The sequence below is a fragment of the Bradyrhizobium cytisi genome, from assembly GCF_008123515.1.
In the GTDB taxonomy this organism is placed as follows: Bacteria; Pseudomonadota; Alphaproteobacteria; order Rhizobiales; family Xanthobacteraceae; genus Bradyrhizobium; species Bradyrhizobium cytisi.
On record NZ_VSSR01000002.1, the window covers coordinates 103,434 to 129,549 of the forward strand.

The 26,116-nt window shown below is 63.8% G+C and carries 23 protein-coding genes; 6 read left to right on the top strand and 17 right to left on the bottom strand.

Annotation, left to right across the window (positions count from 1 at the left end; all coding sequences use genetic code 11):
- Positions 1–9: 9 nt before the first annotated feature.
- The 9 genes from FXB38_RS01150 to FXB38_RS01190 all read right to left on the bottom strand — a co-directional run bounded on the left by FXB38_RS01150 (position 10) and on the right by FXB38_RS01190 (position 11,744).
- Positions 10–1,260 carry a response regulator gene (locus FXB38_RS01150; protein ID WP_148748950.1) on the bottom strand — a complete coding sequence of 417 codons (1,251 nt, stop codon included), beginning with the start codon at positions 1,258–1,260 and terminating at the stop codon, positions 10–12.
- Positions 1,257–1,646 carry a response regulator gene (locus FXB38_RS01155; protein WP_148748951.1) on the bottom strand — a complete coding sequence of 130 codons (390 nt, stop codon included), beginning with the start codon at positions 1,644–1,646 and terminating at the stop codon, positions 1,257–1,259. Before FXB38_RS01155 ends, FXB38_RS01150 begins: the two co-directional genes overlap by 4 nt.
- Positions 1,643–4,237 carry a cache domain-containing protein gene (locus FXB38_RS01160; protein ID WP_148748952.1) on the bottom strand — a complete coding sequence of 865 codons (2,595 nt, stop codon included), beginning with the start codon at positions 4,235–4,237 and terminating at the stop codon, positions 1,643–1,645. The genes FXB38_RS01155 and FXB38_RS01160 overlap by 4 nt, the downstream gene beginning before the upstream one ends.
- Before the next feature lie 54 nt (positions 4,238–4,291).
- Positions 4,292–5,275: an ABC transporter substrate-binding protein gene (locus FXB38_RS01165; RefSeq protein ID WP_148748953.1), complete on the bottom strand. Its 984-nt coding sequence runs from the start codon at positions 5,273–5,275 to the stop codon at positions 4,292–4,294.
- Between the two features lie 133 nt (positions 5,276–5,408).
- Positions 5,409–8,504 (bottom strand): MexW/MexI family multidrug efflux RND transporter permease subunit, encoded by a 3,096-nt coding sequence (locus FXB38_RS01170; protein WP_148748954.1) that lies wholly within the window; start codon positions 8,502–8,504, stop codon positions 5,409–5,411.
- Between the two features lie 68 nt (positions 8,505–8,572).
- Positions 8,573–9,766: an efflux RND transporter periplasmic adaptor subunit gene (locus FXB38_RS01175; protein ID WP_148748955.1), complete on the bottom strand. Its 1,194-nt coding sequence runs from the start codon at positions 9,764–9,766 to the stop codon at positions 8,573–8,575.
- Position 9,767: 1 nt separating this feature from the next.
- Entirely contained in the window at positions 9,768–10,469 is a 702-nt protein-coding gene (locus tag FXB38_RS01180) for a TetR/AcrR family transcriptional regulator (protein WP_148749022.1), read from the bottom strand.
- Positions 10,470–10,614: 145 nt separating this feature from the next.
- On the bottom strand, positions 10,615–11,205 hold the full coding sequence (locus tag FXB38_RS01185) for a thiamine pyrophosphate-dependent enzyme (protein ID WP_148748956.1): 591 nt from the start codon (positions 11,203–11,205) through the stop codon (positions 10,615–10,617).
- Positions 11,202–11,744 (bottom strand): phosphonopyruvate decarboxylase, encoded by a 543-nt coding sequence (locus FXB38_RS01190; protein ID WP_148748957.1) that lies wholly within the window; start codon positions 11,742–11,744, stop codon positions 11,202–11,204. Before FXB38_RS01190 ends, FXB38_RS01185 begins: the two co-directional genes overlap by 4 nt.
- A gap of 106 nt (positions 11,745–11,850) precedes the next feature.
- Between FXB38_RS01190 and FXB38_RS01195 the strand changes: the two genes are divergently transcribed.
- The 3 genes from FXB38_RS01195 (at position 11,851) to rocD (ending at position 15,126) form a co-directional block, all read left to right on the top strand.
- Positions 11,851–13,071, top strand: coding sequence for a cytochrome P450 (locus tag FXB38_RS01195; protein ID WP_148748958.1), 1,221 nt, complete (start codon positions 11,851–11,853; stop codon positions 13,069–13,071).
- 6 nt (positions 13,072–13,077) lie between these two features.
- Positions 13,078–13,755, top strand: coding sequence for a potassium channel family protein (locus tag FXB38_RS01200; protein ID WP_148748959.1), 678 nt, complete (start codon positions 13,078–13,080; stop codon positions 13,753–13,755).
- Between the two features lie 156 nt (positions 13,756–13,911).
- Positions 13,912–15,126, top strand: coding sequence for an ornithine--oxo-acid transaminase (gene rocD, locus FXB38_RS01205; RefSeq protein WP_148748960.1), 1,215 nt, complete (start codon positions 13,912–13,914; stop codon positions 15,124–15,126).
- Between the two features lie 84 nt (positions 15,127–15,210).
- Here rocD and FXB38_RS01210 read toward each other — a convergent pair whose 3' ends face one another.
- On the bottom strand, positions 15,211–15,573 hold the full coding sequence (locus FXB38_RS01210) for a hypothetical protein (protein WP_148748961.1): 363 nt from the start codon (positions 15,571–15,573) through the stop codon (positions 15,211–15,213).
- An 82-nt stretch (positions 15,574–15,655) separates the two neighbouring features.
- Here FXB38_RS01210 and FXB38_RS01215 point away from each other — a divergent pair, with 82 nt between their 5' ends.
- The 3 genes from FXB38_RS01215 (at position 15,656) to FXB38_RS01225 (ending at position 17,804) form a co-directional block, all read left to right on the top strand.
- Complete coding sequence (locus FXB38_RS01215) at positions 15,656–17,128, top strand: Spy/CpxP family protein refolding chaperone (protein WP_148748962.1); 1,473 nt, start codon at positions 15,656–15,658, stop codon at positions 17,126–17,128.
- A gap of 71 nt (positions 17,129–17,199) precedes the next feature.
- On the top strand, positions 17,200–17,478 hold the full coding sequence (locus FXB38_RS01220; RefSeq protein ID WP_148749023.1) for a type II toxin-antitoxin system RelE/ParE family toxin: 279 nt from the start codon (positions 17,200–17,202) through the stop codon (positions 17,476–17,478).
- A gap of 11 nt (positions 17,479–17,489) precedes the next feature.
- A complete protein-coding gene (locus FXB38_RS01225; RefSeq protein ID WP_187434591.1) occupies positions 17,490–17,804 on the top strand; it encodes a HigA family addiction module antitoxin in 315 nt (104 codons plus the stop codon).
- A 192-nt stretch (positions 17,805–17,996) separates the two neighbouring features.
- Here FXB38_RS01225 and FXB38_RS01230 read toward each other — a convergent pair whose 3' ends face one another.
- The 7 genes from FXB38_RS01230 to FXB38_RS01265 form a co-directional block, all read right to left on the bottom strand.
- Entirely contained in the window at positions 17,997–18,233 is a 237-nt protein-coding gene (locus tag FXB38_RS01230) for a hypothetical protein (protein ID WP_148748963.1), read from the bottom strand.
- 1,242 nt (positions 18,234–19,475) lie between these two features.
- Complete coding sequence (locus FXB38_RS01240) at positions 19,476–20,339, bottom strand: sugar phosphate isomerase/epimerase family protein (RefSeq protein WP_148748964.1); 864 nt, start codon at positions 20,337–20,339, stop codon at positions 19,476–19,478.
- Entirely contained in the window at positions 20,339–21,529 is a 1,191-nt protein-coding gene (locus FXB38_RS01245; RefSeq protein ID WP_148748965.1) for a dihydrodipicolinate synthase family protein, read from the bottom strand. Before FXB38_RS01245 ends, FXB38_RS01240 begins: the two co-directional genes overlap by 1 nt.
- Before the next feature lie 172 nt (positions 21,530–21,701).
- Positions 21,702–22,853, bottom strand: coding sequence for a Gfo/Idh/MocA family protein (locus FXB38_RS01250; RefSeq protein WP_148748966.1), 1,152 nt, complete (start codon positions 22,851–22,853; stop codon positions 21,702–21,704).
- Entirely contained in the window at positions 22,850–24,247 is a 1,398-nt protein-coding gene (locus FXB38_RS01255) for an enolase-like domain-containing protein (protein ID WP_148748967.1), read from the bottom strand. Before FXB38_RS01255 ends, FXB38_RS01250 begins: the two co-directional genes overlap by 4 nt.
- A 4-nt stretch (positions 24,248–24,251) precedes the next feature.
- Complete coding sequence (locus tag FXB38_RS01260; protein ID WP_148748968.1) at positions 24,252–25,100, bottom strand: ABC transporter ATP-binding protein; 849 nt, start codon at positions 25,098–25,100, stop codon at positions 24,252–24,254.
- On the bottom strand, positions 25,097–26,089 hold the full coding sequence (locus FXB38_RS01265) for an ABC transporter substrate-binding protein (RefSeq protein WP_187434592.1): 993 nt from the start codon (positions 26,087–26,089) through the stop codon (positions 25,097–25,099). The genes FXB38_RS01260 and FXB38_RS01265 overlap by 4 nt, the downstream gene beginning before the upstream one ends.
- Positions 26,090–26,116 lie beyond the last annotated feature (27 nt).

Consider the following 26,116-nt stretch of genomic DNA (forward strand, 5'->3'; position numbering starts at 1 on the left):
GACGAGCTCCTAATCCAATTGAATGCGGATGCCCTTGCCGCCGTTGAGCAGGCGCCTCAAGTGAAATCCGGCGAGAGCATCGTCGGCGTGCGCGCCGACCAGCGCGGCAAAGGTCGGCATGGCCGCGGCGTCACCGGCTTGCATCTTGGCAAAGGCCTCGGAATACTGCGCCGTCTCGGGCGCCTCGAATCTTTCGCGCGGCAGCGGCTCGAACGCGCGCAGCGGCTCGCTGCGCCCGCGCAGCATCAGATCGCCGACGGGTCGCCCCTGGAAGTTCCTGGCTGCCTCGGCGACACTGGAGCTGACACAGATGCGGGTGCCCAGCTGCTTGTTCGCAGCTTCCAGCCGCGCGGCGATGTTGATCGTGTCCCCATACGCGGTGTAGTCGAAAAAGCGGTTCCCGCCGAAATTGCCGACCAGTGCTGACCCGGCGTGAATGCCGATGCGGGTGGCTCCGAAATCCACGCCTCGATCACTTTGGCGCGCACAAAACTCCTGTGCCCACGCATCCAGATCATGGGCGCATGCGACCGCACGCGTCGCATAGTCCGGCTGATCGCCGGGCGCGTTAAACAGCACCTGGATCGCATCACCGATGATCTTGGCGACGGTGCCGTCATGCGCGAACACCACTTCGGTCATCCCGCCGACATATTCGTTGAGGAGCGCGCCCAGCGTCTCGGGCGGCGCGCTCTCGACCAGCGAAGTGAAGCCGGTGATATCGGTGAAAATGGTCGCGATATCGCGCCACTGCACCTCGATCCCCTCGCCCTCGCCGCTTGCCGCCAGACGCTTGGCCAACTCCGGCGAGAAGTGGCGCGACAGCGCAGCATGGGCGCGCTCGGCCTCCGCCTGACGACGACGCACCTCGCGCAACATCTCGATGTGGCGAAGGGTCTTATCGATCGTGGTTTCCAGGTCGGTGAAGTCGATCGGCTTGGTCAGGAAATCGAACGCACCGCGGTTCATGGCGGTGCGGATATTGCTCATGTCGCCATAGGCCGAGACGATGATGGTCGACTTCTTGTCCTCGGCTTCCTGCAACTTCTGCAGCAGCGACAGCCCGTCCATCCTGGGCATGTTGATGTCCGAGACCACCATATCGACTTGCGGGTTCTGCTCGAGCGATTCCAGCGCCTCCAAACCGTCGCGCGCGAACATGATGGAGACGAGCCCGTCGCGGATCTGCCTGCGGAATTTCTGCAGGATCAGCGCCTCGAGGTCGGGCTCGTCGTCGACGAAGAGGATGGTCGGGGTCATGCCGCTTGCTCGAGCCTTGTGTCGATCTGCTGGCGCAGCAGCGCAAAATCAATCGGCTTGGTGAGGAGCCCGATGGCGCCGCGCTCGATCGCCTTGCGACGCGTCTCGGCATCGCCGTACGCCGTGATCATGATAACCGGAACATGCGGATGCTCGGCGCGCACCCTGGGCAGCATGTCGAGCCCGCTCATGCCGGGCATGTTGATATCGGACAGGATCAGGATCAACGAGGGGTCGCGAACCTCGGCCGCGAGCCTCAGCGCATCGGGCGCCGAGGGTGCAAACTCCATCTGGAAACGGCCGGCGCGCAGATCGCGCCGGAATTGCTGCCGGAACAGCGCCTCGACATCGGGCTCGTCATCGACGACCAGGATGTAAACGTTCACGTCTTGCCTCCGGAAGGACCGCTTGCCGCCATGACGCGCGGCAGGGAGATGATGAATTCGGTGAAGACACCGGGCTCGGTGTTCACGTCGATCGTGCCGCCGTGCTGTTTCACGACGATGTCATGGCTCATGGACAGACCAAGCCCGGTGCCCTCGCCGGCCGGTTTGGTGGTGAAGAAGGGATTGAACATCTTCTCCTTCACGTCCCGCGGAATACCGGTGCCGTTGTCGCGGATCCGGATCTCGACTTTGCCGCCGAGATTCTTCGTCGCAGCGCTCAAGCTCGGTTCGAATCCATCCGCGGCGCTTTCCTTGCGCTTGGCCGCAGCATAGAAGCCGTTCGAGATCAGATTGAGGAAGACGCGAGTGATCTCCTGCGGATAGACGTCGGCCATCCCGGCGGCCGGATCGAGGTCGCGCTGGAGCGTCACGTTGAACGACGGCCGTTCGGCGCGCGCGCCGTGATAGGCAAGATTAAGGCTCTCCTCCACGATCGCGTTGATGTCGGTGGGGCGATGCTCACTGGAGCCTTCGCGCGAGTGCAACAGCATGTTCCTGACGATGGAATCGGCGCGCTTGCCGTGCTGCACCACCTTCTCGAGATTCCCCCGCAGCATGCCGGTCAGCTCGTCCACCTCGTCCTTCGTCTTGCCGTCGAGCGATGCCGTTTGCAGGACCTCGTTGAGCTCGTCGATCAGCTCCGCCGAGATCGACGAGAAATTATTGACGAAGTTGAGCGGGTTCTTGATCTCGTGGGCGATGCCAGCCGTGAGCTGGCCGAGCGAGGCCAGCTTCTCGGTCTGGATCAGGCGGCCCTGAGCCGCGCGCAACTCATCAAGGGACTGCGAGAGTTCCATCGTGCGTTTGCGCAACTCATTCAGCAGCCGCGCATTCTCGACGGCAATGACGGCTTGCTTCGTGAAATTCTCGACCACAGAAATCTGTTTATCGGTGAACGGACGGACCTCCTTGCGATAGACTGCGATCGTGCCGATCAGCTCGCTCTCCCTCAGCATCGGTACGACGACGATCGTGCGGGCACCGGCCACATCGGAGATTCCGCGAATGCTTGGTCCTCCCGCAATATAGGCCGGTGTGCTTTGCACATCGTGAACGTGAACGACCTGACGCGTCCTGACGACCGCAGCGAGCGCGCTCTCCGGATGAGGGCGTATCGCCACATCTCTTCGCGAAGCGGCGAACGCAGGCGGCACGTTGTAGTCAGCCGCGATGGTGAAGCCTTCGCCGTCCCACAGGTTCATGATCCCGAAACTCGCGCCACAGACGCGCGTGGCATTCTCGAGCAATTTGTGGAAAACCGGCGTGAGTTCGCCCGGAGACGAACTGATCACCTGTAGCACCTCCGAAGTCGCTGTCTGCTGCTCCAGCGACTCGCTCAATTCGGCCGTTCGTACCTCGACCTTCTTTTCCAAATCCGCGTAGGATTCCTGCAAGCGCGCGCCCATGTCGTTGAACTGGTCGGCTAGCTCCTCGAGCTCGTCGCCGGTCTTGATGGAGATGCGCTGAGAGAAATCGCCGCCGCCGATGCGCTCGGCACCGCTGCGCAGCGCCTGGATCGGGCCAACCATGCGGCGCGCGAGGAATATTCCAGCGAGCACCGCGAAGATCGAGGCTGCGAGCAGGACGATCGCGAGCCGCTGCAGCGATGCGTAGAGCGAGGCATAGGCCTCCTCGACCGGCAATTCGACGAACATGGTCCAGCCGAGCGGCGCGATCGGCGCGGAGGCCGTCAGGACCTTCTGCCCCTGGATGTTGGTCGCTTCCTGCAATGCATCCGGCATTGCGCCGCCACCGGCCTGAGCACCGCGTACCTGCTCGAGCTTGGACATGTCGGTGTTGCGCAGCACGAGGCTGATGTCGGGATGCGCGATCAGGCGTCCCTCCGGGCCGACCACATAGGCGTGTCCGTGCTCGCCGACCTTGATCTGGGACACGACGTCCCAGATCAGCTTGAGATTGACCTCTGCGATGCTGACGCCCGCATCCTTACGGGCGCCGGCCTGCGCCAGCGTCATGTAGGGCTCGGAATCCCTGCGGAAATAGATCGGCCCGTAAAAAACCTTGTGCGCGACCGCCTGCGTGAATTTTGGATCGTCCGACAGATCGACGCCGCTGTCGATCGCGTCCATCGCCAGCCGCGAAACGCGCAGGCGCTCTCTGCCGGTCGCGTCGACCTGGGCGAGCTCGGTGATCGCCGGCACTTGACGCAGCAGCCGCAGCGCGTCGAACCGGCGCGGCTCGATCGAGCCCGCCGACCACGGCAATTGCGTGGTCCAGCCGAGCTGGCTCTCGATCTCCTTGATGAACTGGCCAATCTTGGCGGCCGCCGCCTCGGCCTGCTCGTGCTGGACCCGGATCAGCGAGGCCTTGTGCTCCCGATAATAGAAGAAGACCTCGAACAGGCCATTGGCCAGCAGGGCGACGGCGACCACGGCCACGAACAGCGCGACATATTTGGTGAACAGCCGGGTCCTGATCCCCCGCCCCGCCTCGCCGGACGCGACCCCGCCCTCGGCCGCGCGCGGCAGGGTCCTGGTTTGCGGAGTGTCGGGATGGACGGAAATGCTCATTCCCCCAAGCCTAGCAAGAAGGCCGAACCTTGTCTCCCGCCGCAGCGCACTGGGTTACTCAATGACCTCGTCGGCAAGTGCCAGCAAGGTGGGTGGAATTTCAAGTCCGGTCGCCTTCGCCGTCTTGAGATTGAGCACCAGGGGATAGCGGGTCGGGAGCTCGAACGGCAGGTCGCCGGGATTTGCCCCATTGAAAATGCGGGCGACCAGCGCGGCCGCTCGCTCGAACGATTCCGAAGAATCCGCACCGTAGGACATCAGGCCGCCGTCGCGGGCGAATTGGTCGAATTCGTAGATCGCCGGCAGCCTTCGGACCGCGGCGAACTCGAACACGCGCTCGCGATTAAGAACGGTCAGCGCGTCCGCCACCATCAGGATGCCGTCGGGCAAATCGTTGTTCATCGCCGAAAAGGCTTCGTCGAAATCGTCGGGCTCGCGCACGCCGAGCGCTTGCACGGTCAGTCCGAGCGCCTGGGCCGCCTTCGCGGATGCCTGATAGCGCATGGTCATGCCGAGGTCGTCCTTGTTCCAGAGCATCGCGACTTTGGTCAGTTTCGGCGAAACCTCCTTGAGCAGCGACAGCCGCTTGGCGCTGAGCGTCGCTGCGACGTCCGAAATGCCGGTGATCTTGCCGCCTGGATGCGCCAGGCTTTCGATCAGCTTGGTCTCGACGGGATCACCGACGCCGCTGGCCGCGACAGTGGCAATGCCGGCGGCCTTGGCGGCCATGGCCGTCGGGTAGCCAATGATCACGACGACGTCGACGTTCCCGGCCTTCAGCTCTGTGATGAGCGCGGGCAGCATCGCGACGTCGCCAAGTGCGCCCCGCGCTTCGAAGGTCAGGTTGCGGCCAAGCTTGAAACCGCGCTCTTCGAGCACCTTGATCAGGATCTTGCCGCCCCGGCTCTCCGCGGTCACCGGCGCGATCGGGGCCACCGTACCCAGGCGATAGATACGACCCGGCGTATCGGCCGACGCCATGCCTGGGCGCGCCAATGCCGCCCCGCCAAGCACTGCCAGAAATTCGCGCCTCTTCATCCGACAACCCGCCTCAAGCGCACAATCACGGCGCAGCTGCGATCATAGCACGAGATACCGCGCGACAAGAAAAAGCGGCAACAGCCGTGGCTATTGCCGCTTCGCACGCAAATCGAGCTTAGGTCAGGTCAGGTCAGGTCGGCCGCAGCGCCTTGGCGCCGACGTCGAGTTCATTGACCTGCTTGTTACGCTCGGAATCGGCCGCCGCGCGATGGTCGGTCGCCAGCACGACATAGACGGCCGGCAGCACGAACAGCGTGAACAGCGTGCCGATCGACATGCCGGCCACGACCACGAGACCGATTGAGAAGCGGCTGGCCGCACCGGCGCCGCTTGCCGTCAGCAGCGGGATCAGGCCCGTGACCATCGCAGCCGTCGTCATCAGGATCGGCCGCAAGCGGATGCGGGCAGACATTTCGATCGCCGATCGACGGTCGAGCCGCTCATTGACCTGGAGCTCGTTGGCGAACTCCACCATCAGGATGCCGTGCTTGGTGATCAGGCCGACCAGGGTGAGCAGACCGACCTGAGTGTAGATGTTCATGGTGGCCGCGCCGAAGAACAGCGGGATCAGCGCTCCCACGATCGCCATCGGCACCGAGATCATGATCACCAGCGGGTCACGCAAGCTCTCGAACTGCGCGGCCAGCACCAGGAAGATGATGATCAGCGCGAAACCGAAGGTGATCGCGAGCTGGTTGCCTTCCTGAACATACTGCCGGCTATCCGCGAGAAAGTCGTGGCTGAAACCCTGCGGCAGCTTCTTGGCCTCACTCTCAAGGAACTCCACCGCAGCGCCGACGGTCACCCCGGGCATCGGCACGGCCGAGAACGTCGCCGAGTTGAGCTGATTGTAATGCGTCAGCGAGTTCGGGTCGGTCTTGGTCTTGATCGAGACCACGGTCGACAGCGGGAGCTGCTGTCCGGTGTTGGTCGTCACATAGTAGCCGCCGAGCGATTCCGGCGAAAGACGATCGCTGCGCGGCACCTGCGGGATCACCTGGTAGGACCGGCCCTCGAGATTGAAGCGGTTGATGTAGTTGCCGCCAAGCAGAACCGCGAGCGTGCTGCCGAGGTTCTGCATGTTGACGCCGAGATCCTGCGCCTTGGTGCGGTCGATCGTGACCTGCACGTTCGGCTGGTTATAGGCGAGGTCGCTGTCGGAGACGATGAACATGCCGCTCTTGCGGGCAGCGTCCTTCAGCTTCTCCATCTGCTCAAAGACGGTCTGGTAGCCCGCGGTGGAGTTGATGACCATCTGCACCGGCAGACCGCCCGGACCGCCCGGCAGCGGCGGCAGGTTGAATGCGAAGGCCTGCACGCCCTCGATCTTGGAGAGCTCGGCCTGGACCAGCGGCTTCAGCGCGATCGACGACCGCTTGCGCTCTTCCCACGGCTTGAGCAGCATGCCGGCGATGCCGCCTTGCGGACCGTTGATGCCGTTCAGCACGAAGCGCAAATCGGTCTCGGGGAATTTCTGGAATTCCTTGTCGAGCTTCTCGCCGTAGAAATCGACATAGTCGATGTTGGCGTATTTCGGCGCCTTGGTGACCGCGAACACGATACCCTGGTCTTCCTCGGGCGCCAGTTCCTTCGAGGTGTGCATATAGAGGAAGCCGACAAGCCCGAGGATCGTCACGGCGAACAGGCCGGTGATCGTCTTGTAGTCGAGCGAGCGGTCAAGCCTGCGGCCGTACCAGCGCGTCAGCGCGCCAAACACCCTGTTGACGAGCTTGGCGAAGCGGCCCTCTTCGGTGTTCTTGAGGAGCACCGAGCACATCATCGGCGACAGCGTCAGCGCGATCACGCCCGACACGATCACCGAGCCGGCGAGCGTGAAGGCGAATTCGCGGAACAGCGAACCGGTGAGACCGCCGAGGAAACCGATCGGGGCATACACCGCCGCAAGCGTGATGGTCATCGAGACGACGGGGCCGACGATCTCGCGCGCGCCTTCGAGCGCCGCCTGCACCGGTGTCTTCCCTTCTTCGAGATGGCGGTGGATGTTCTCCACCACCACGATAGCGTCGTCGACCACCAGGCCGATCGCGAGCACCATCGCGAGCAAGGTCAGCAAGTTGAAGCTGAAGCCCAGCGCCAGCATCAGGGTACAGACGCCGATCATAGACAGCGGGATGGTGACAACCGGAATGATGACCGAACGGAGCGAGGCCAGGAACAGGAAGATCACCACGATCACGATAATGACGGCTTCGCCCAGCGTCTTCTCCACCTCGTCAATCGAGGATTGGATGAACTTGGTCGAATCGTAGGCGACCTTCATCTTCATTGACGGCGGCAGATTGCGCTCGAGCTCCGGGAACAGCGCCCGCACGCCCTTGACCAGCGTCAGCGGATTGCCTTGCGGCGTCGCGTTCACACCAATGAAGATCGCATGCTCTCCGTTGAAGGCGACGCTCGCGTCGGTACTCTGCGCCGCAAGTTCGACCGTGGCGATATCCTCCATCCGGACGAAGCCACCGTCCTTGGCCTTGACGATCATCTTCCGGAACTGGTTGACGTCGGTCAGGCTGGTGTTCGTCGAGATGTTGGAAACGATGAGATAGCCCTTGGTCTGTCCCGCCGCAGACTGGAAGTTGTTGGCTGCAATCGCGGACGCGACATCGGCCGGCGATACGCTGCGGCCTGCCATCTTCACGGGATCAAGCCACAGCCGCATCGCAAAGGTCTGGCCGCCCAAAATATCGGCCGAGGCCACGCCGTCGACGGTCGACAGCACCGGCTGCACCACGCGCGTCAGATAATCGGAGATCGCCGAGCCCGACAGCTCCTCGGAGGAGAAGCCGAGATACATCACGGCCGTTGTCTGGCCCGTGGTCTTGGTGACGACCGGATCGTTCGATTCCTTCGGAATCAGATATTTGACCGAATTCGTCTTGGCCAGCACCTCGGTGAGCGCCTGGTTCGGATCGAAGTTCAGCTTGATGTAGACCTGAATCGTCGAGGTGCCGAGCACCGAGGACGAGGTCATGTAGTCCACGCCTTCGGCGGAGGCGACCGCCTGCTCGATCGGCGTCGTGATGAAGCCCTGGATCAGGTCTGCGGACGCGCCGGGATAAACGGTCGTGATGTTGATGACCGTATTCGACAGCTTCGGGTACTGCCGGATCGGCAGCACCATCGCCGCGCGCAGTCCGATCAGCAGGATCAGCAGGCTGACGACGACCGACAGAACCGGGCGCTTGATGAAAATATCAGTAAAGGCCATCGCGGCGATCTCGATTTCTATGTCTCAAGAAACGTGATCCGGCCAGGCCGGATCACGTGAGTGTAGTGTCAGTAGCGCGGCGGTTGCGCCGGGATCTGCGGAGCAGGGTCGGGCGAAATCGCCACGGCGGCGCCCGACTGCAGCTTGAGCTGGCCGACGGCGACGACCTTGTCGCCCGGCTTCACGCCCTTGATGATTTCGGTGCGACCATTGACCCGGCTGCCGGTCTGCACGAACGTGCGCACCGCACTCAGGCTGGTCTTGCCGTCCTCTCCCTGCTTCTCGGTGATCACGAACACCGAGTCGCCGTACAGCGTGTAGTCAACTGCCGTCTCCGGAACGGTGATCACGGCCGGCTTGTCCGGCAGCACCACCGTGGTGGTCACGAACATGCCGGGCTTCAGGATCTTCTCCGGATTGGAGACAGTCGCCTGCACGCGGATGTTGCGCGTGTCGGCGGCGATCTGCGGCTCGATCGTGGTGATCTTGCCGTCAAAAGTGCGGCCCGGATAGGCGTCGACCTTCAGCCGGACCAGCTGGCCAACCTTGAGATTCGCGGAGTCCTTTTCCGTCACCGTGAAGTTGGCCCACAGCTCCGACAGATCAGTCAGCGAGACGATCGCCGTGCCCGCGGTCAGATACTGACCGACCTCGACCTTGCGGACGCCGAGATCGCCTGAGAACGGCGCGCGGACGAGCTTCTGCGAGATCAGCGCTTCGGTCTTGGCGATGCCGGCCAGCGCCTGGTCATAGGCGGCCTGCGCGGAATCGACGGTCGCCTGCGGACCGAACTGGCGCGACGCCAGCTGTTTTGCGCGGTCGAGCGAGAGCTGTGCGACCGTTGCCTGGGCCTTGTAGTTGGCGAGGTCGCCCTGATCGGGCGCGTCGAACAGCTGCACCAGCGGCGTGCCGGCCTCGACATGGGCGCCGGGCTCGAACTTGATCTCGGTGACGCGGCCGTTTACGTCGGCGCTGACGTCGACCTGGTGCACGGCGGTGAGGCCGCCGACCGCGGTGAGCAGGTTCGGGATCACCTCGGACTTCGCTTCCGCCGCGCTGACGGCAGTCGGCGGCGGCTTGTTGTTGGCGAAGAACTGCTTGATCATCTGGCCACGGAAATAGTTGAACCAGACGAGACCACCGACCAGCGCGCCCAGGAGCGTGCCGACGATGATGAACCAGAGCACCGGCCGAACCGGACGCTTGGGAGCCTTGCTGTCGATCGGTTCGCCCGAAATCTTGTGTTCGGTTACGATGTTCATGTCATGCGCTTTCTGCAATCGCCGTTTTGCCGGCACAAGCGGCCTGATCGCGGCCCAAATGCGAAGCAATTGCGGCGTCGTTAAGTCCGATGCCTCTCAAGAGAAACTCACAGAGCTGCCGCTCCAGATCGTTCGCCCTGCCATAAGCGAGACAGGGCACGGACGGCAGCCTGGTCAGCGCAGCGGTCATCACCGTATGATGCGCAAACCAGAACAGGTTGAGCGGTTCACTGCCACTCGCCCGCGCATCGCCGGCGGCGACCGCGCGTTCGAGCGAGGCGACGAAGACCGCCCCGATCAGCGTCTCGATCTTGGCATATAGCAAACGAGCGAATTCGCCGTCATCCAGGTGACTGGTGGCCATCAGTCGCAGGCGCTGGGCCTCCTCCTGGTCGGGGCCGTCGGCAATCCGCAGGAAATGCTGGACCATGCCGCGGATCAGCTCGACCAGGGTGGCCGTCGATGGCTCGCGCTCGAGCAGATCCATGAGCGCCGGGTCCGCCTCGCACTCGTCGCTTAGGATTTCGGCATAGAGCGCCGCCTTGGACGGGAAATGCTTGAACAGCAGCGCCTCGGAAATGGCAGCAGCGGCCGCCACGCTCTTGGTCGTGGTGCCGGTATAGCCGTGTCGGGCAAAGCAACGCTTTGCGGCTCCGAGGATCAATTGACGCCTCAGGTCGCTCGTCATACGCAATGAGCTCATGCTAGTGAGTAAGCACTCACCCACGCCAAAGTCAAGCCAAATGGTGCGACGCAACCTAGGTGGGTGCCGACTTGTTGGAAATTGGTCACACTTTCCCGACCACCGAGGGCCGGCCGTCGGCGAGGGCGAGAGCAACCGGGCGATGTCAGATCGGCTGGAAGCCGAGATCGCCGCGGATCCGGTTGACGATGTAGGTCCCGTCCCGACTTGGCAAAATCCGCTCGACGCTGGCGCTGTCGATCTTCACATTGGCAAAGCGCGGCCCCGCCGAGAGATCATGGACGGTCTTGGCGAAGGTTTCGACCTCGGCCATGGTCGAGATCGCCCGGCTGTCGGTGATGCCACAGGCCCTGGCGACGCCCACCAAATCGGCCGCAGCCGAAGTGTGGCTGGTCTGGCCACCGGTCTCGCCATAGGCCTCGTTGTCGAGCACTGCGATCGAGAGGTTGGCCGGCTTCTGCAGGCCGATGGTGGCAAGGCTGCCCATCCCCATCAGCATCTCGCCGTCGCCGGTGATGACCAGCACCGGCAACTTTGGCTGCGCCAGCGCGAGACCCAGCCCGATCATCGCAGCGCCGCCCATGCCCCCCCAGAGATAGAAGTTGCGGGCATGATCGCCCGCGGCGGTGATGTCGTTGGTGGAGGCACCGAGGCCACCGATCGCGACGACGTCCTTGCGGTTGGCCAGCAGCGCGGACACCACCTGGCGGCGGTCGAGGAGATTGGCCTTGCTCATCTGGTGAAAACCTTGGCGCCGATCAGGCGCTGCGATAGCAGGACGGCGGTGGGCGTCAGCGCATTGTAGGCTTGCGCCGCGGCCGCCTCCAACACGGCCGGCACCTCGGCTGCGTTCGAGGCGCGCAGCACCTTGATGCCGGAGAGCTCGAGCACGCCCTGCGTGGTCGAGCCCATCGGCACCTGCCACGGATTGAACTCGCCCCACTCGCCGCGCATGGTCACGAGGGTGAGGAACGGAAAACGCAAGATCGGGATCAGCGACAGCATGTTGATGCAATTGCCGACGCCGCTCGACTGCATCAGCAGCACACCGCGCTGACCGCCGGTCCAGGCGCCGGCGAGCAGTGCCACGCCTTCCTCCTCCGTCGTCAGCGGAATGCCGCGCATTGTGGAGGAGCCGAGCACGCGCTGGATCAGCTTCGAGTGGCCGGCATCGGGCACGTAGGGCACCTGGCGGACGTCGAAGCGTTGCAAGGTCGCGAAAATATCGTCCGGCCAATTCGGGGCCGTGTCGGAAGCATCAGCGCGGGCGTGCATTTTCCTGTCCGGTCGGCTAGCAAATCACGGCGAGACTGTAGACGGTGATCAGCACGGCTCGAAAGAGCGAAAACGGCATATCGGTCTCAACCGGTGAGTATGGCGCATGAACGCAGATGCGAAAGAATTGGCGGCCAATTTCGATCTGGCGATGCTGACGCGCGAATTCTACTACGATCCCTACCCGACCTATCGTGCACTGCGGGAGAATGAGCCGGTCAAGCGCCTGCCAAGCGGCACCGTGTTCCTGACCCGCTACGACGACCTTGTCGCCACCTACAAGAACACAAAATCGTTCAGCTCGGACAAGAAGCGCGAGTTCGCGCCGAAATATGGCGACACCCCGCTCTACGAGCACCACACCACAAGCCTCGTCTTCAACGATCCGCCGGCGCACACAAGGGTGCGGCGCCTGATCATGGGCGCGCTGTCGCCGCGCGCGATCGCGGGGATGGAGCCTGACATCGTCAAGCTGGTCGACGGCCTGCTCGACACCATCGCTGCCAAGGGCGATTGCGAGCTGATCGAGGATTTTGCCGCCTCCATCCCCATCGAGGTGATCGGCAATCTGCTCGACGTCCCCCATGAGGAGCGCACGCCGTTGCGCGACTGGTCGCTGGCGATCCTTGGCGCGCTCGAGCCGGTCGTATCGCCTGAGGTCGCCGCGCGGGGCAACAAGGCGGTGACGGACTTCCTTGCCTATCTCGAGACGCTGGTCGCGCGCCGGCGCCAGAAGCCCGGCAATCCCGAGCGAGACGTGCTGACGCGCCTGATCCAGGGTGAAGACAACGGTGAGCGGCTGACGGAGAAAGAGCTGCTGCACAATTGCATCTTCCTGCTCAACGCCGGCCACGAGACGACCACCAATCTGATCGGCAACGGCCTCGTCGCGCTCGACAGGAATCCGGACCAGAAGCAGCGGCTGATCGACAATCCCGATATGATCAAGACCGCGGTGGAGGAGATGCTGCGCTACGAAAGCTCGAACCAGCTCGGCAACCGCATGACGACGGAGCGGGTCGAGCTCGGCGGCGTCATGCTCGAAGCGGGCACGTCGGTGACGCTGTGCATTGGAGCTGCCAATCGCGACCCCGCGCAGTTTCCGGAGCCCGAACGCTTCGACGTCGCGCGCACGCCGAACCGGCACCTTGCGTTCGCCACCGGTGCGCACCAATGCGCCGGCATGGCGCTGGCCCGGCTCGAAGGCGCGATTGCGATCTCGCGGTTCCTGGCGCGCTTCCCGGACTATGCCGTGGGCAGTCAGCCCGTGCGCGGCGGCCGCGTCCGGTTCCGCGGCTTCCTGAGCGTACCCTGCTCGATCGGCTGAGGCGTCATGAACATCGATCGATTGCGCGAACGCTGGGCCGATCCGGCCCTGACGGTGCTGACAGTGCTGCTGGTGATCATGATGTTCGTGATCGCGCCGCTGCAGGCGCTGGGGCTTTTTGCATTCCAGGTGTCCGAGCTGGTGCTGGCGCTGCTGCTGGTCTGCGGCATCTTCGTGATATCAGGCAGCCCGGTCGCGGTCATCGGCATGCTGATCGCGCTCGGCATGATCGTGACCGGCGCGATCCTGCGGATCAAATCGCCGTCCATTCTCGATCTCAATCTGTTCGCGGGCTCGTGGTTCATTGTGGGCGCGACGATGGCCTGGGCGGTCGCGCGCCAGACTTTTGCGCCGGGGCGCGTGACCTATCATCGCGTGATCGGCGCGGTGCTGTTGTATCTGACTGTCGCGATCATTTTCGCAGCCCTCTACACCTTTATCGGCTCGCTGGATCAGGACGCCTTCGTCAGCATGAAGGTGGAAGACAGTCCCAGCCTCGCAAGCGAGGTCATCTATTTCAGCTTCGCAACGATGACCACGACCGGATATGGCGACGTCGCCCCGCTGCACCCGGTTGCGCGCAGCCTGTGCAACATGGAAGCCATCTTCGGCCAGCTCTATCCGGCGACGCTGCTGGCGCGGCTGGTCACGCTGGAGATCGCGCATCGCGATCAGGACTCCTGAAAAGCCCGGCCCAAACAAAAATGTCGAAAACAACCCCATGCACAGTAGGGGCCGGGTTGGTCGAAAATTCCCGGTGGATGCCCAGAACCATTTGACACGCCGGGGCAAATCGGCAGCATCGCGCACGTCCCAAGCTGTCCATGGGAGTGACGAAAAATGAGCCCGTCGGTCGTTGATCTCCTCGCAACGGAAGCACGCTTTGGCGCCCATAATTACCAGCCGATCGGCGTCGTCCTGACGCGCGGCGAAGGTGTCTGGGTCTGGGATACCGAAGGCAACCGTTATCTCGATTGCCTCTCCGCCTATTCCGCGGTCAGCCAGGGCCACTGCCACCCCAAGATCCTGGCGGCGATGGTGGAACAGGCACACCGGCTGACGCTCACCTCGCGCGCCTTTCACAACGACCAGCTCGCCTTGTTCTACGAGGAGATCGCGGCGCTGACCGGCTCCCACAAGGTGCTGCCGATGAACAGCGGCGCCGAGGCGGTCGAAAGCGCGATCAAGTCGGTGCGCAAATGGGGCTACGAGGTGAAAGGCGTGCCGGACGGCCAGGCCGAGATCATCGTCTGCGCCGACAATTTCCACGGACGCACGCTGGGCGTTGTCGGCTTCTCGACGGACGCCGAGACCCGCGGACACTTCGGGCCGTTCGCGCCGGGCTTCAGGATCATCGCGTTCGGCGATGCCGCGGCGCTGGAAGCAGCGATCACGCCAAACACGGTCGCCTTTCTGGTCGAGCCGATCCAGGGCGAAGCCGGCGTCATCATTCCACCAGCCGGCTATTTCACTGGGGTGCGGGAGCTCTGCACCGCCCACAACGTCATGCTGGTGCTCGACGAGATCCAGACCGGGCTCGGCCGCACCGGCAAGCTGCTCGCCGAACAGCACGAGGGCATCGAGGCGGACGTGACGCTGCTCGGCAAGGCCTTGTCCGGCGGCTTCTATCCGGTGTCGGCCGTGCTCTCGAACAACGACGTGCTCGGGACACTCCGACCCGGACAGCATGGCTCGACCTTCGGCGGCAACCCGCTGGCCTGCGCGGTGGCGCGCGCGGCGATGCGCGTGCTGGTCGAGGAAGGCATGATCGAGAACGCGGCCACGCAAGGCGCGCGCTTCCTGCAAGGCTTGAAGGACATCCGCGCCAACACGATCCGCGAGGTGCGCGGGCGCGGCCTGATGCTGGCGGTCGAGCTGCATCCCGAGGCCGGCCGCGCCCGCCGCTACTGCGAGGCGCTCCAGGGCAAGGGCATCCTGGCGAAGGACACCCATGAGCACACGATCCGCATCGCCCCGCCGCTGGTGATCACCAGCGACCAGGTCGACTGGGCGCTGGAGCAGTTCGCGACGATCCTGACGCAGGATTTCTCTTGAGGCTGCCTGCGGCGGAAGATCGCAATGTCGGCCGCGGCCGACAACGAACCATTCCGGCACTTCTGCGTTGAACGTCGCGGGCAGTTAGGAGCTGGGAGCTACGATCATGCTTCCGCGTGGCGTCTGCTTGACGGCTTTTTTGATCAGTACCTCGATGCTGGCGGCGAGCATCAGTGCATCCGCCCAGCCCCATGGAAGGGGTGGACCACCAGGGCCGGCCGCAGCGCCGGCTGCACGGCCGGCAGCGCCACCCGCAATGGCGCGTCCTGCGGCGCCGCCAGCCATGGCCCGCCCTGCCGCGCCACCAGCCATGGCGCGTCCCGCCGCGCCGGCATTCCATCCGCCGGCCATGGCGCAGCGACCGGCGATGGCGCCACACATCGCCGCACCGCCGCCGCGTCCGGCGCCCCACTTCGCTGCACCGCCGCCGCGGGCTGCCCCGCACATGGCCCCGCCGCACACGGCCCCGCACCTGGCAACGCCGCGGCCTGAATTCCATCGGCCGCCGCCTGCACCGCAACGTCCGGCCATGGCGCCGCGGCCGACGCCGCATATCGCCGCGCCGTCGCGCCCAAGCGCGCCGCCGGCCGTGAGCGAGCGGCTGTCGCGACAGGGGCAGATCGATCAGCGCGCGCAACAGCATCAGCAGCAGATCCAGCAGCACCAGCAGATGGTGCAGCAGCGGCAGCGCGACGTGCTATCGCGCCAGACGACGGAGCGCCAGACCCGCATCGATCGGCTCCAGCAGCGCGTGCAGCAACTCCAGTCGCAAAAGCCGGAAGGTGCGCGCGCGCAGCGGACGCAAGAACGCATGCTGCAATCGCAGAACCGCCTGCTCCAGCGCGAGCAACGCGCGCAGCAGGGCGATCTGGCGCGCCAGCAAAGGCTGGGACAGGCTCCCGCTGCAACAGCTGCAGCGGCGGCCGCCGCGCGGGCTGCCGAGCGCGGGCGCTTTGCCGCGCGGTTCCGCGAGCAAGCCAATGCGCAAAGCCAGGCGGCGCTTATCGCTCGCCAAAGCGGCTGGGCGCCCCGGCAGGCCTGGCGGCACCGCCATCCGGCGGCCTTCGTGGCATGGCTTGGACCGGTGTTCTGGCCTTACGCCTATTCCGACATTTTTGACTACACGTTCTGGCCCCAAGCCTACGAGCCCGGCTATTGGGCCTACGCCTATGACGACCTCGTCGACACCGTGTTCTGGGGCGGGGACAGCAGCCCCTACTCCGCCTATGCCAGCACCAACCCGTATGACTATCCGCAAGCCGGCGGCGGCTATCCCGCGCGCCAGCGCGCCAGCGTGAGCCCGCAGACGCTCAAGCAATTGTGCGGCACGCCGGACAAGGGCGTCACGGCGTGGCCGCTCGCCGATATCGCGCGAGCCGTGCGGCCGACGCCGGAGCAACGCGCGCTGCTCGACGAATTGAAGGCCGCGGCGGCCAACGCTGCCGGCGTGTTCAAGGACTCCTGCGCGGAAACTTATGCGTTGACGCCGCCCGGCCGCTTGCGGGCGATGATGAACCGCGTCAGTGCGACGCTGGAAGCGGTCAAGATCGTGCGGCCGGCACTGGAGAATTTTTACAACTCGCTCAGTGACGAGCAGCAGGCGCGCTTCAACGCGCTCGGCCCCAATGTTGGCGAGCGCTCGCCGCCGCAGCAGCAAGCCAGTGCCCAAACCACTGCCGAGGGCTGCGGCGATCCGAAGTCCGGCCTCACCCAGTTGCCGATCCAAAGGATCGAGGCCGTGCTCCACCCCGCGGGCAAGCAAAAGGACGCGCTCGACCGCCTCAGCGAAGCGACGGCCAAAGGTGTCGAAGACCTGCAGGCGGCCTGCCCGAACGATGTACCGCTGACGCCGGTCGGGCGGCTAGAGGCGATGCAGCACCGGCTCGAGGCCATGGTGAGCGCCGCCAAGCTGGTCGAGCCGGCCCTGGACGAGTTCTATGCGACGCTGAGCAGCGAGCAAAAGGCGCGCTTCAACACGCTGCAACAGGTCGCTGGTCCCTAGGCACATAAGCGGAGCTATGACGTAAGCTAGTTATTGACATATGTCAGCTATTAGCTTACATGCTTGAAGCTATGATCAGAGGCTTCAAGAGCAAGGCTCTCGCGGAGCTTTGGGAAAAGGGACGAACAGCGAAAATCGACGCGAAAATGCACGCGCGGATTTTTCGTCGTCTTGATCGCCTGGATGCAGCTGCAGTGCCCGAGGAAGTGAATATCCCGGGCTTTGATTTCCATGCCTTGCGAGGCTTTAAGCCAACGCGCTATTCGGTCCACGTGAACGGGCCGTGGTGCATCACGTTCGAATTCGAGGCCGGCGACGCCTGTCGGATCGACTTCGAACAATATCACTGAGAGAGACGATCATGGCTCATGTCACGAAACGTAATCCTGATCGCTGCCCGACCCACCCCGGCGCGTTGCTGAGGGAGGACGTGATTCCGGCGACCGGCAAGACCAAGGCCGAGATTGCGCAGCTTCTCGGCATTTCCCGCCAGCACCTCTACGACATTTTGCGCGAGCGCAAACCGGTCTCGCCGGGCGTTGCTGTTCGGCTCGGCAAGTTGTTCGGAGATGGCGCCGGAGTTTGGGTGCGCATGCAGGCAGCCTATGATACTTGGCACGCGGAACGGGAAGAGGACGTGAGCGGAATCCCCACGCTCCGCCCCAGGGCCGCATGAACACCGCCCAGATCAGTTTCGTCATGCGCCGGCGTTTGAAGGCGGCGTCGCATTCTCTCGTTGCAACGTGGCCAAACGCCGTGGATGACGTAGTCGCCCAGCCTCAAAGCTCGACGAGAGCATGCCTGTCCGGGCCGCGGCTCGCCGTGAGACTGCGGTGGCACGGAATGCAAGCGACAGCCTCGTTCCTCCTCATGCGCTGGAAATCGTCTCCTGCCGCGCGCCATTCGTGCTTGCGATCGCTTGAGGCCGCTCTATCTCATTTGCGCTAGCGGCGTTGCATTGCTGGAAGTATGAAGACAGCTCAAGATCGGCCAGGTGGTCCCAGTATTCTGCTTCTGCGAGCAGCTTCCATTTGTTCATGCTGTTGTAGGCGGCCTGTTGACGGCACAGCGAACCCATCGCACGCAAGCGTTGCACCTTCTCCACTGCGAACCTCCCTTCGCGCTTGTTTGTTTTACAAGCGCATTCGTGTTGTCACAGCTTTGCAGATTGAATTGACGAGCGATAGTCCGGTGTTTGACGGTCATCGATGATAGCGCAATCGTCTGACTTTTCACCGAATAGTCGAGCCGAACGACGCGGGCACTGACGGCAGCAAAAGGCGCTGCGCAGAATGACCGCTCTTTCGGCCTGCGCTCTACGAGGCGCATTCCATTTCAGGACTGAAATTTTAATTGTGAGCGGCCGTTCCTGGATGGTGGTTAGCTCGTGATCAGACCGGGCCGGACAAAGTTTGATCCCGAAACTATTTTGGCCCGGCCAATTGGACTGCAAGACCGCCTTCGGCGGTCTTTCCTTATGGCCGCAAAAAATCGCCAGCCTTGCCACGCCGATCACAACAATGGCCCCGACGATGACACGTCGGGGCCATTCAAGATCGGCAGGCAGGGTACATCCGCCGTGCCTGCCGATCTCTGATGCCTCTGATTACCGCATCCGATCTTGCACAGACTGAGGCGCGGCTGCGGCATCGGGGTGATGATATTCAGCCTGAAAGCTGAAGGCTGTCCACCTCTCGCTGGTAGTACTCCAACCAGCTCGCTGAGCCGTGGCCTCATCGCTGGTCAACGCAGATTGCTTGCCGCGCGAGAACCGGCTCGACGCTCCTGTCAAACTCGATCTTCTAGCCCGGTACTGCTAGTCGCAACGGCGGACCCTGCGGACCGAACCGTCGTCACGCTCGATTGTGACGGTGCGGCATCCGCGATATCCGCGATCATATCCGTAGGCGCGATAAGCGGGTCGATCATACTCCCGGTAGTAACGCTGCTCCGGGCCCACTCTTACGCCGCCGAGCGGAGTATCAACGGCAACTTGAGCTGACGCGGGTGCAATGGATATCGGCGTGGCGACAGCGAAACCAGCAACCGCCAGCACACCAGCCAGTAACAGTGTTCTCATGAGAGTTTCCTCCTGAGTGATTGTGTCGTTTTCCAACATCCCAGACGGGGGCAAGGTTCCTGCGCGAACCTTATCCAAATGGCGGGTGGCTCAGATTTTGGCCGCCCGCTTCGGACGGATACGGACACCAGCCCCGCCGCGCATGTTCCTGAACCGTTGAGGGTCATTCGCGACCCGGTCGAGCCGGCAGCGCCGGCCGCCCGAAAGGCATATGCGATCGCCCTGCGGCGAGCCCGGACAGCCGATCGAACCTAATTTCATCGCGCTCTACACAAATGTCCGATGCCGTTCGATGCAAGTCCGTAGCACCTCGTCCATCGGCTTGCCCCACCAATCGTTGGAGAAGATCTCGATTTCCGAATAGCCGGCAAAACCCTGCGCCTCGACGGCCGCGCGCGCCGACTTGATGTCGATGACGCCGTCGCCCATCATGCCGCGGTCGTTGAGGATGTCCCTGGTGGGCACCAGCCAGTCGCAGACGTGGAACGCGAGCAGGCGGTCCTTGCCGGCCCGTGCGATCTGCCCCGACAGCTCCGGATCCCACCAGATGTGATAAACATCGAGCGCGACGCCGAGCATGCCGGTGCGGCCGGGGTCGAGCCGGTCGCAGATGTCGAGCGCCTGCTTTGTCGTGTTGACGCAGGCGCGGTCGGCGGCATAGGCGGGATGCAGCGGCTCGATCGCCAGCGGCAGCTTTGCCTGCTTGGCGTAATCGAGCATGTCGGCGAGAGCTTCCTCGACCTGCCCGCGCGCCGCCGCGATATCTTTCGACGCTTCGCTGCCGGGCCGGGAATATTGCGGCAGGCCGCCGACGACGAGCACGATGCAGGGCGCGCCAAGCGCCTTGGCCTCATCGACGCAGCGGCGGTTGTCGTCACGCACTTCGGCGCGGCGCGATGCGTCCGACGTGAACATGCCGCCGCGACAATAGCCCGAAAGATCAAGCCCTGCATCGCGCACCGCGCGCGCCGCGCGATCGAGGCCCACGGTCGCGACCTGATCGCGCCAGGGATCGATGGCGCGGATGCCGTGCCTGGCGCAGGCCTCGACGGTCTGGACGAGGTCACCCTGCTTGCGGACTGTCGCCGTGTTCAGCGACAGCCAGCGATGGTCGGACGAGAAATCGCGCATCAGGCGTCGATCCCGTGCGCGGCCAGCACGGTCTTCATCCGCCGCGTCGCCAGTTCGGGTTTGGCGAGCAGGCCGGCCTGATCGGCGAGCCGGAACAGCTCGGCCAGATGCAGCATCGAGCGCGCGCTCTCCCGGCCGCCGACCATGGTGAAATGGTCCTGATGGCCGTTGAGATACGCCATGAACACGACGCCGGTCTTGTAGAAGCGTGTCGGCGCCTTGAAGATGTGGCGCGACAACGGCACCGTCGGCCCAAGCACGTCGTGGAAGCCGGCCTCGTCGCCCGCAGCCAGCCGCGACAGCGCGTAGGATGCTGCGGGCGCAATGGCATCGAAGATGCCGAGCAGCGCGTGTGAAAAGCCTTGGCTATCGCCAGCGATCAGCTCCGCATAGTTGAAATCGTCACCGGTGTACATCTTGATGCGCTTGTCGAGGCGACGGCGCATGTCGATCTCGCGCTGCTTGTCGAGCAGCGAGACTTTCACCCCATCGACCTTCGCGGCATTGCCGTTGATGATGGCCACCGCCGTGTCCATCGCCTTGTCGAGATCCTTGGTGCCCCAATATCCCGTCAGCGCCGGATCGAACATGTCGCCGAGCCAGTGGATGATCACGGGCTCTCGGACTTGCGTGAGCACACGGTCATAGACCTTCGCGTAGTCGTCGGCGTTGCGGCCGAGCTTGGCCAGCGCGCGCGACGCCATCAAAATGATGCGGCCGCCGACCTTCTCGACCGCCGAAATTTGCTCCTCATAGGCGCGGATCACGTCGTCGAGGCTCTTGGCGTCCTCCACGGCGAGATGGTCGGTGCCGGCGCCTGAGAACACCAGCGCATTGCGGCGCTTGGCGGCGGACACCGAGCGCGTGATCAGCTCCAGCGAGGTCGGCCAGTCCAGCCCCATGCCGCGCTGCGCGGTGTCCATGGCTTCGGCCACGCCGAGGCCGAGATCCCAGACGTGCTCGCGGAAGGCGATGGTCTTGTCCCAGTCGACGGCCACAGAAAGCCAGGGATCGTTGTCGGCAAAGGGATCGGCCACCGTATGCACGGCGGAGAAGGCGATCCGGTTGAGCGGTCCGTCGAGCTTTGCGGGGAACGTGCGCGAGGCCGCAAGCCGGTAGGTCTCGATCGAACGGTCGGCCTTCGGCAACTTGAGCGACAATGACGACATCGGCGGGACGGGCTTGTTCATGATTTCGAACCTCTCCCCGTCATTGCGAGGAGCCACCCGGTCCGGCCTTTGGCCGGCCGGATGATAAACTCCGCGACGAAGCAATCCAGACCGTCGCCGCGGAGGGACACTGGATTGCTTCGCTTCGCTCGCAATGACGGCTTGGTAAACATCGCGACTTATCCAATAGACTTCAGGCCTTGATCGGGGCGACGTCGATCCAGCGCCGCTCCTTCCAGCTCTTCAGCGCGCATTCGGCGAGCTGCACGCCCTTGACGCCCTCGAGCAGCGTGAACTTGTAGGGCGCATCCTCGTAGACGTGGCGGATGAACATCTCCCACTGCTCCCTAAAGCCGTTGTCGTAGGTGACGTTATCAGGCAGCTTCTGCCAGTCGCCGTAAAAATCATGCAGCCGCTTCTCGTCGGGATTCCACAGCGGTCGGGGCGTTGCCTGCCGCGGCTGGATCATGCAGTCGGTGAGACCCGCGACCGCCGAGCCATGCGTGCCGTCGACCTGGAAGGTGACGAGGTCATCCCGATAGACACGCGTGACCCAGGACATGTTGATGTGTGCGATGACGCCACCCTCGAGCTGGAAGGTCGCGTAGGCGGAATCATCCGCGGTCGCCCTGTACTTCTTGCCCTGCTCGTCAAAACGCTCGGGAATGTCGGTGTTGCCGATACAGACCACGCTCTGGACGTTGCCAAAGAGATTGTCGAGCACGTAGCGCCAGTGGCAGACCATGTCCAGAATGATCCCGCCGCCGTCCTCGTCGCGGTAATTCCAGGACGGCCGCTGCGCCTCCTGCCAGCCGCCTTCGAACACCCAATAGCCGAACTCGCCGCGCACCGAGAGGATGCGGCCGAAGAAGCCGGAGTCGCGCAGGAAGGCGATCTTCTTCAGGCCGGGCAGGAACAGCTTGTCCTGCACCGTTCCGTGCTTGACACCCTTGGCATTGGCGAGCTTGACGACCTCGAGCGCCTCCTCAAAACTCGTCGCGATCGGCTTCTCGCAATAGACGTGCTTGCCGGCGTTGATGGCCTGTGTCAGCAGGCCGGGCCGCGCCTGCGTGGTCGCGGCATCGAAGAACATGGTGTCGTTCTTGTCGGCGAGCGCGGCATCGAGGTCGGTGGTCCAGCGCGTGATGTTGAAGCGTTTTGCGAGCGCCTCGATCTTCTCGGCGCTGCGACCGACCAGGATCGGATCGGGCATGATGCGATCGCCGTTCTTCAGGCGAACGCCGCCCTGGTCGCGGATCGCCACGATCGAGCGGATCAGATGCTGGTTGAGCCCCATGCGGCCGGTGACGCCGTTCATGATGAGGCCGAGGCGTTGGGTGGTCATGCCAATTGCTCCCTAGGTGATTTTGGCTGTTCGAGCGGACGAAGCGCCGACCAGTCCGGATGAATCGACGTCGCAAAGCCCGCAGCATGGAGCGACCCCGTCAGGAGATCGCCGTCGTGAATGGAAAGCCTGATGCCCTGCCCGGCATCGGCATAGAGATCGGGATGCGCGATCGCGAAGGCCTGCGCTTCGGCAGCAGGCGTGTCGCCAAAGCCATCGACATAGTGATGGCCGTTGCGCTCGGCATGGGTGACGCCGATGAAGGCGCCGAGCGCGAGATCCTGCTGCACGGCAAGGCCCGCCTGGCAGGTCAGGTCCTCGCCGGTCACGAAGAACCTCTCTCCGCCCGCGCTCCATTTCGCTGCGCGCGTGGCGTTGACGATGGACTTGTAGAGCCCCTTGCAGGACTTTGACGAGATGCCTCGATAGCCGAGCGCGCGCGCCGCGGGGAACGCATCATAGGAATCGTCGGCCTCGTCGATGATGAAGCCGCGCGCGGCGAGCGAGCCGAGCGGCGATTGCCGGGTGATGTCGCGCGGCATGGGCTGCTCGACATAGAGCAATCGCGACGCGATCGACCGCAGCGCGGGCTCGCGATCGAGCCGGTCGATCAGCGCCTGCAGTGCGTCGAGATCTGCATATTGCTCGTTGGCATCGAGCGTCACCTTGTGGTCGCGCCCGAGCGTGTCGAGCTCCTTGCCAATGCGCGTCAGCCGCGCCGTATCGGCCGCGGGATCGCCGGACATTTTCAGCTTGAAGTAATTCGCACCAGCGTTCTCGAGGACATCGGCAACACCGCCCTCGCCTTCGACGGTGTCGTCGAGACCGACGGTATGCCTGATCGCTACACGCGGCAGCGGCTTGCGGCCGGCGAGAAACGTCGCGAGGTCCGCGTCCTTCAGGTCCGGCGCCAGGCGGGCATCAATGCCGGCGATGTTGGCTGCCATGCCGTCGAAAAAATTGGCCTCGATGGCGCGGAGCAGCGCATCGAGGATCGCCTTGTCGATTTCTGCCGGACCATAGGCCGCGGCAAGCGCCGGAATGTTCTGCTGCGCACAGGTCGCGACCTGGGCGCCGATGCAGGACGCGTGCAGATCGAACGCCGTCAGGAATCCGGTGCGCGCAAGATAAAGCCCGCGCGCGATCGCGAGCGATCGACGCAATTCGTCGATCGTCTGCACCGGCGACAGCTCCGGCCGCTTGTCGAACCATTTGGGCACCAGCAGCTCGGCGCTGGCGCCGACAGCACTTCCTTTACCCTCGACCTCGATCTCGACGCGGACGAACAGCTGCGGCGTCGCGTTGATGGTAACAGCGCCAAAGCGGAACGGCCGCGCGAAATGCACGGGACGTTCGAAGAAGGCGATATCTCGCAGCTTCAGGCGCGGGGGCATGGTTTTAGTCCAGCGACCCCTGTGAGAAAAAATGCTTGCGGATGCGTTGCACGAGCTCGGTGAAAACAGGATCGGCCATCACGTCGAGCGAGCGCGGGCGCGGCAGCGGCACGTCGTAGATCGCAGCGACCGCACCGGGCCGCTCGGTCATCACCAGCACGCGGTCGGCGAGGAACACGGCCTCCGGAATCGAATGCGTAATCAAGAGCACCGTCTTCCTGGTCTCGCGCTGGATTCGCATCAGCTCGACATTCATGCGCTCGCGCGTCAGCGCGTCGAGTGCGCCGAACGGCTCGTCCATCAGCATGATCTTGGGATCGTGCACCAGCGCGCGGCAGATCGAGGCCCGCTGCTGCATGCCGCCGGAGAGCTGCCAGGGCAGCTTCTTCTCGAACCCTTCGAGCCCGACCAGCTTCAAGAGCGCCTTGGCGCGGACGAGATATTCGTCCCGGGCGAGACGCTTCATGTCGATCGGCAGCATCACGTTGGAGAGGATATTGCGCCAGGGCAGCAGCAGTGCATTCTGGAAGACGATGCCGACATTGCCATGCGGCTTCGTCACCTTCTCGCCTTCAACCAACACCTCGCCAGCGGTCGGCGGCAGCAAGCCCGAGATCAGCTTGAGCAGCGTGGACTTGCCGCAGCCGCTTGGGCCGACCACGACGAAAAACTCGCCGTCGTTGATGTGGAAGTCGAGCGGCCGCAGCGATGGCACATCGCCGTCGCGCGTCCGGTAAGTCTTCGAGACGCCTGAGAGCTTGATGCCTGGCGTCCCGCCGGCAGCCCGGTCGCTCACCAGTCTCAGATGCGCGGCCGACTGCACGGTTTCACTGGTTACTGCGGCTTGCTTCACGTGCCACTCTTCGGCAGGTAGTCGTTGGTGTAGAAGGCCTTCGGGTTCTCCTTGGCCTTGGCATCGAGCCCGCCATATTCGACCATCAGATTGACCGTATCCGTCATGTTCTGGTCGGTGACCTGGAACGGCCGCTTGCTCTTGGTCTCGGCCGTCCGGTAGAGCGGAATGGTCAGCTCAAAGCCCTGCGTCAGCGTGTCGATCTTGCCGCCCTTCGGGTTGGCATCGAGGATCGACTGCGCTGCCGCCTTCGGCTCCTTCTCGGCGGCTTCGACGGCCTTGGTCGTCGCCGACATGAAACGGCGGACGAGGTCGGCATTGGCCTTCACATAGTCGGAATTGGCGATGAGGCCGGAGGAGACCATGTTGATGCCGTAGTCGGCAAACTTGATCGGATAGACGTCCTTGCCGGTGGCGTCCTTGATCTTCATCGACTGGTCCATGACGTATCCGAGCAGCAGATCAGCCTGGCCGTTGATGACGGCGTTGAGCTTGGTCTGGCCGTCACCGGCAACGGTGGTGAAGTCGCTTTCCTTCAGGCCGGTCTTCTTCAGGAACAGCGGCCAGATCTGGGTCATGGAGTCCGCCGGCGTGATCGCGACCGTCTTGCCCTTGATGTCTTCCGGCTTCCTGATGTTCTTGTCGACGAAGCCCATGGCGGACATCGGGCTGGTCTGCAGCAGCACGCCGGTCGCGATCACAGGCGCGCCCTTGATCGCGGCGCGCATCATGGTGGGAACGTCGACATAGCCGAAATCGGCGGTCTTGGCCGCGACAGCCTGCGTGGTCGCAGCCGAACCGCGGCCTTCCTGGATCTCGAGGTCGATGCCCTCGGCCGCGTAAATGCCCTTGGCCTTGCCGTAGTAGAACGGCGCGTGCTCGCCATAGACGTACCAGTTCAGCATCAGCACGACCTTGTCGGCCGCCTGCGCCGGCATGGCCGCAAACACCATCAGCGCTGTTGCTACAGCCCCAATCCACCGCTTCATCGTCATTCTCCCTTGTCGTTATGTTTC

What these genes read in the sequence shown, in the direction of transcription:
- FXB38_RS01150 (WP_148748950.1), bottom strand. Translation starts at nt 1,260, where the DNA reads ATGACCCCGACCATCCTCTTCGTCGACGACGAGCCCGACCTCGAGGCG.
- FXB38_RS01160 (WP_148748952.1), bottom strand. Translation starts at nt 4,237, where the DNA reads ATGAGCATTTCCGTCCATCCCGACACTCCGCAAACCAGGACCCTGCCG.
- FXB38_RS01165 (WP_148748953.1), bottom strand. Translation starts at nt 5,275, where the DNA reads ATGAAGAGGCGCGAATTTCTGGCAGTGCTTGGCGGGGCGGCATTGGCG.
- FXB38_RS01170 (WP_148748954.1), bottom strand. Translation starts at nt 8,504, where the DNA reads ATGGCCTTTACTGATATTTTCATCAAGCGCCCGGTTCTGTCGGTCGTC.
- FXB38_RS01175 (WP_148748955.1), bottom strand. Translation starts at nt 9,766, where the DNA reads ATGAACATCGTAACCGAACACAAGATTTCGGGCGAACCGATCGACAGC.
- FXB38_RS01180 (WP_148749022.1), bottom strand. Translation starts at nt 10,469, where the DNA reads ATGAGCTCATTGCGTATGACGAGCGACCTGAGGCGTCAATTGATCCTC.
- FXB38_RS01185 (WP_148748956.1), bottom strand. Translation starts at nt 11,205, where the DNA reads ATGAGCAAGGCCAATCTCCTCGACCGCCGCCAGGTGGTGTCCGCGCTG.
- FXB38_RS01190 (WP_148748957.1), bottom strand. Translation starts at nt 11,744, where the DNA reads ATGCACGCCCGCGCTGATGCTTCCGACACGGCCCCGAATTGGCCGGAC.
- FXB38_RS01195 (WP_148748958.1), top strand. Translation starts at nt 11,851, where the DNA reads ATGAACGCAGATGCGAAAGAATTGGCGGCCAATTTCGATCTGGCGATG.
- FXB38_RS01200 (WP_148748959.1), top strand. Translation starts at nt 13,078, where the DNA reads ATGAACATCGATCGATTGCGCGAACGCTGGGCCGATCCGGCCCTGACG.
- rocD (WP_148748960.1), top strand. Translation starts at nt 13,912, where the DNA reads ATGAGCCCGTCGGTCGTTGATCTCCTCGCAACGGAAGCACGCTTTGGC.
- FXB38_RS01210 (WP_148748961.1), bottom strand. Translation starts at nt 15,573, where the DNA reads ATGTGCGGGGCAGCCCGCGGCGGCGGTGCAGCGAAGTGGGGCGCCGGA.
- FXB38_RS01215 (WP_148748962.1), top strand. Translation starts at nt 15,656, where the DNA reads ATGGCGCCGCGGCCGACGCCGCATATCGCCGCGCCGTCGCGCCCAAGC.
- FXB38_RS01220 (WP_148749023.1), top strand. Translation starts at nt 17,200, where the DNA reads ATGATCAGAGGCTTCAAGAGCAAGGCTCTCGCGGAGCTTTGGGAAAAG.
- FXB38_RS01225 (WP_187434591.1), top strand. Translation starts at nt 17,490, where the DNA reads ATGGCTCATGTCACGAAACGTAATCCTGATCGCTGCCCGACCCACCCC.
- FXB38_RS01240 (WP_148748964.1), bottom strand. Translation starts at nt 20,339, where the DNA reads ATGCGCGATTTCTCGTCCGACCATCGCTGGCTGTCGCTGAACACGGCG.
- FXB38_RS01245 (WP_148748965.1), bottom strand. Translation starts at nt 21,529, where the DNA reads ATGAACAAGCCCGTCCCGCCGATGTCGTCATTGTCGCTCAAGTTGCCG.
- FXB38_RS01250 (WP_148748966.1), bottom strand. Translation starts at nt 22,853, where the DNA reads ATGACCACCCAACGCCTCGGCCTCATCATGAACGGCGTCACCGGCCGC.
- FXB38_RS01255 (WP_148748967.1), bottom strand. Translation starts at nt 24,247, where the DNA reads ATGCCCCCGCGCCTGAAGCTGCGAGATATCGCCTTCTTCGAACGTCCC.
- FXB38_RS01265 (WP_187434592.1), bottom strand. Translation starts at nt 26,089, where the DNA reads ATGAAGCGGTGGATTGGGGCTGTAGCAACAGCGCTGATGGTGTTTGCG.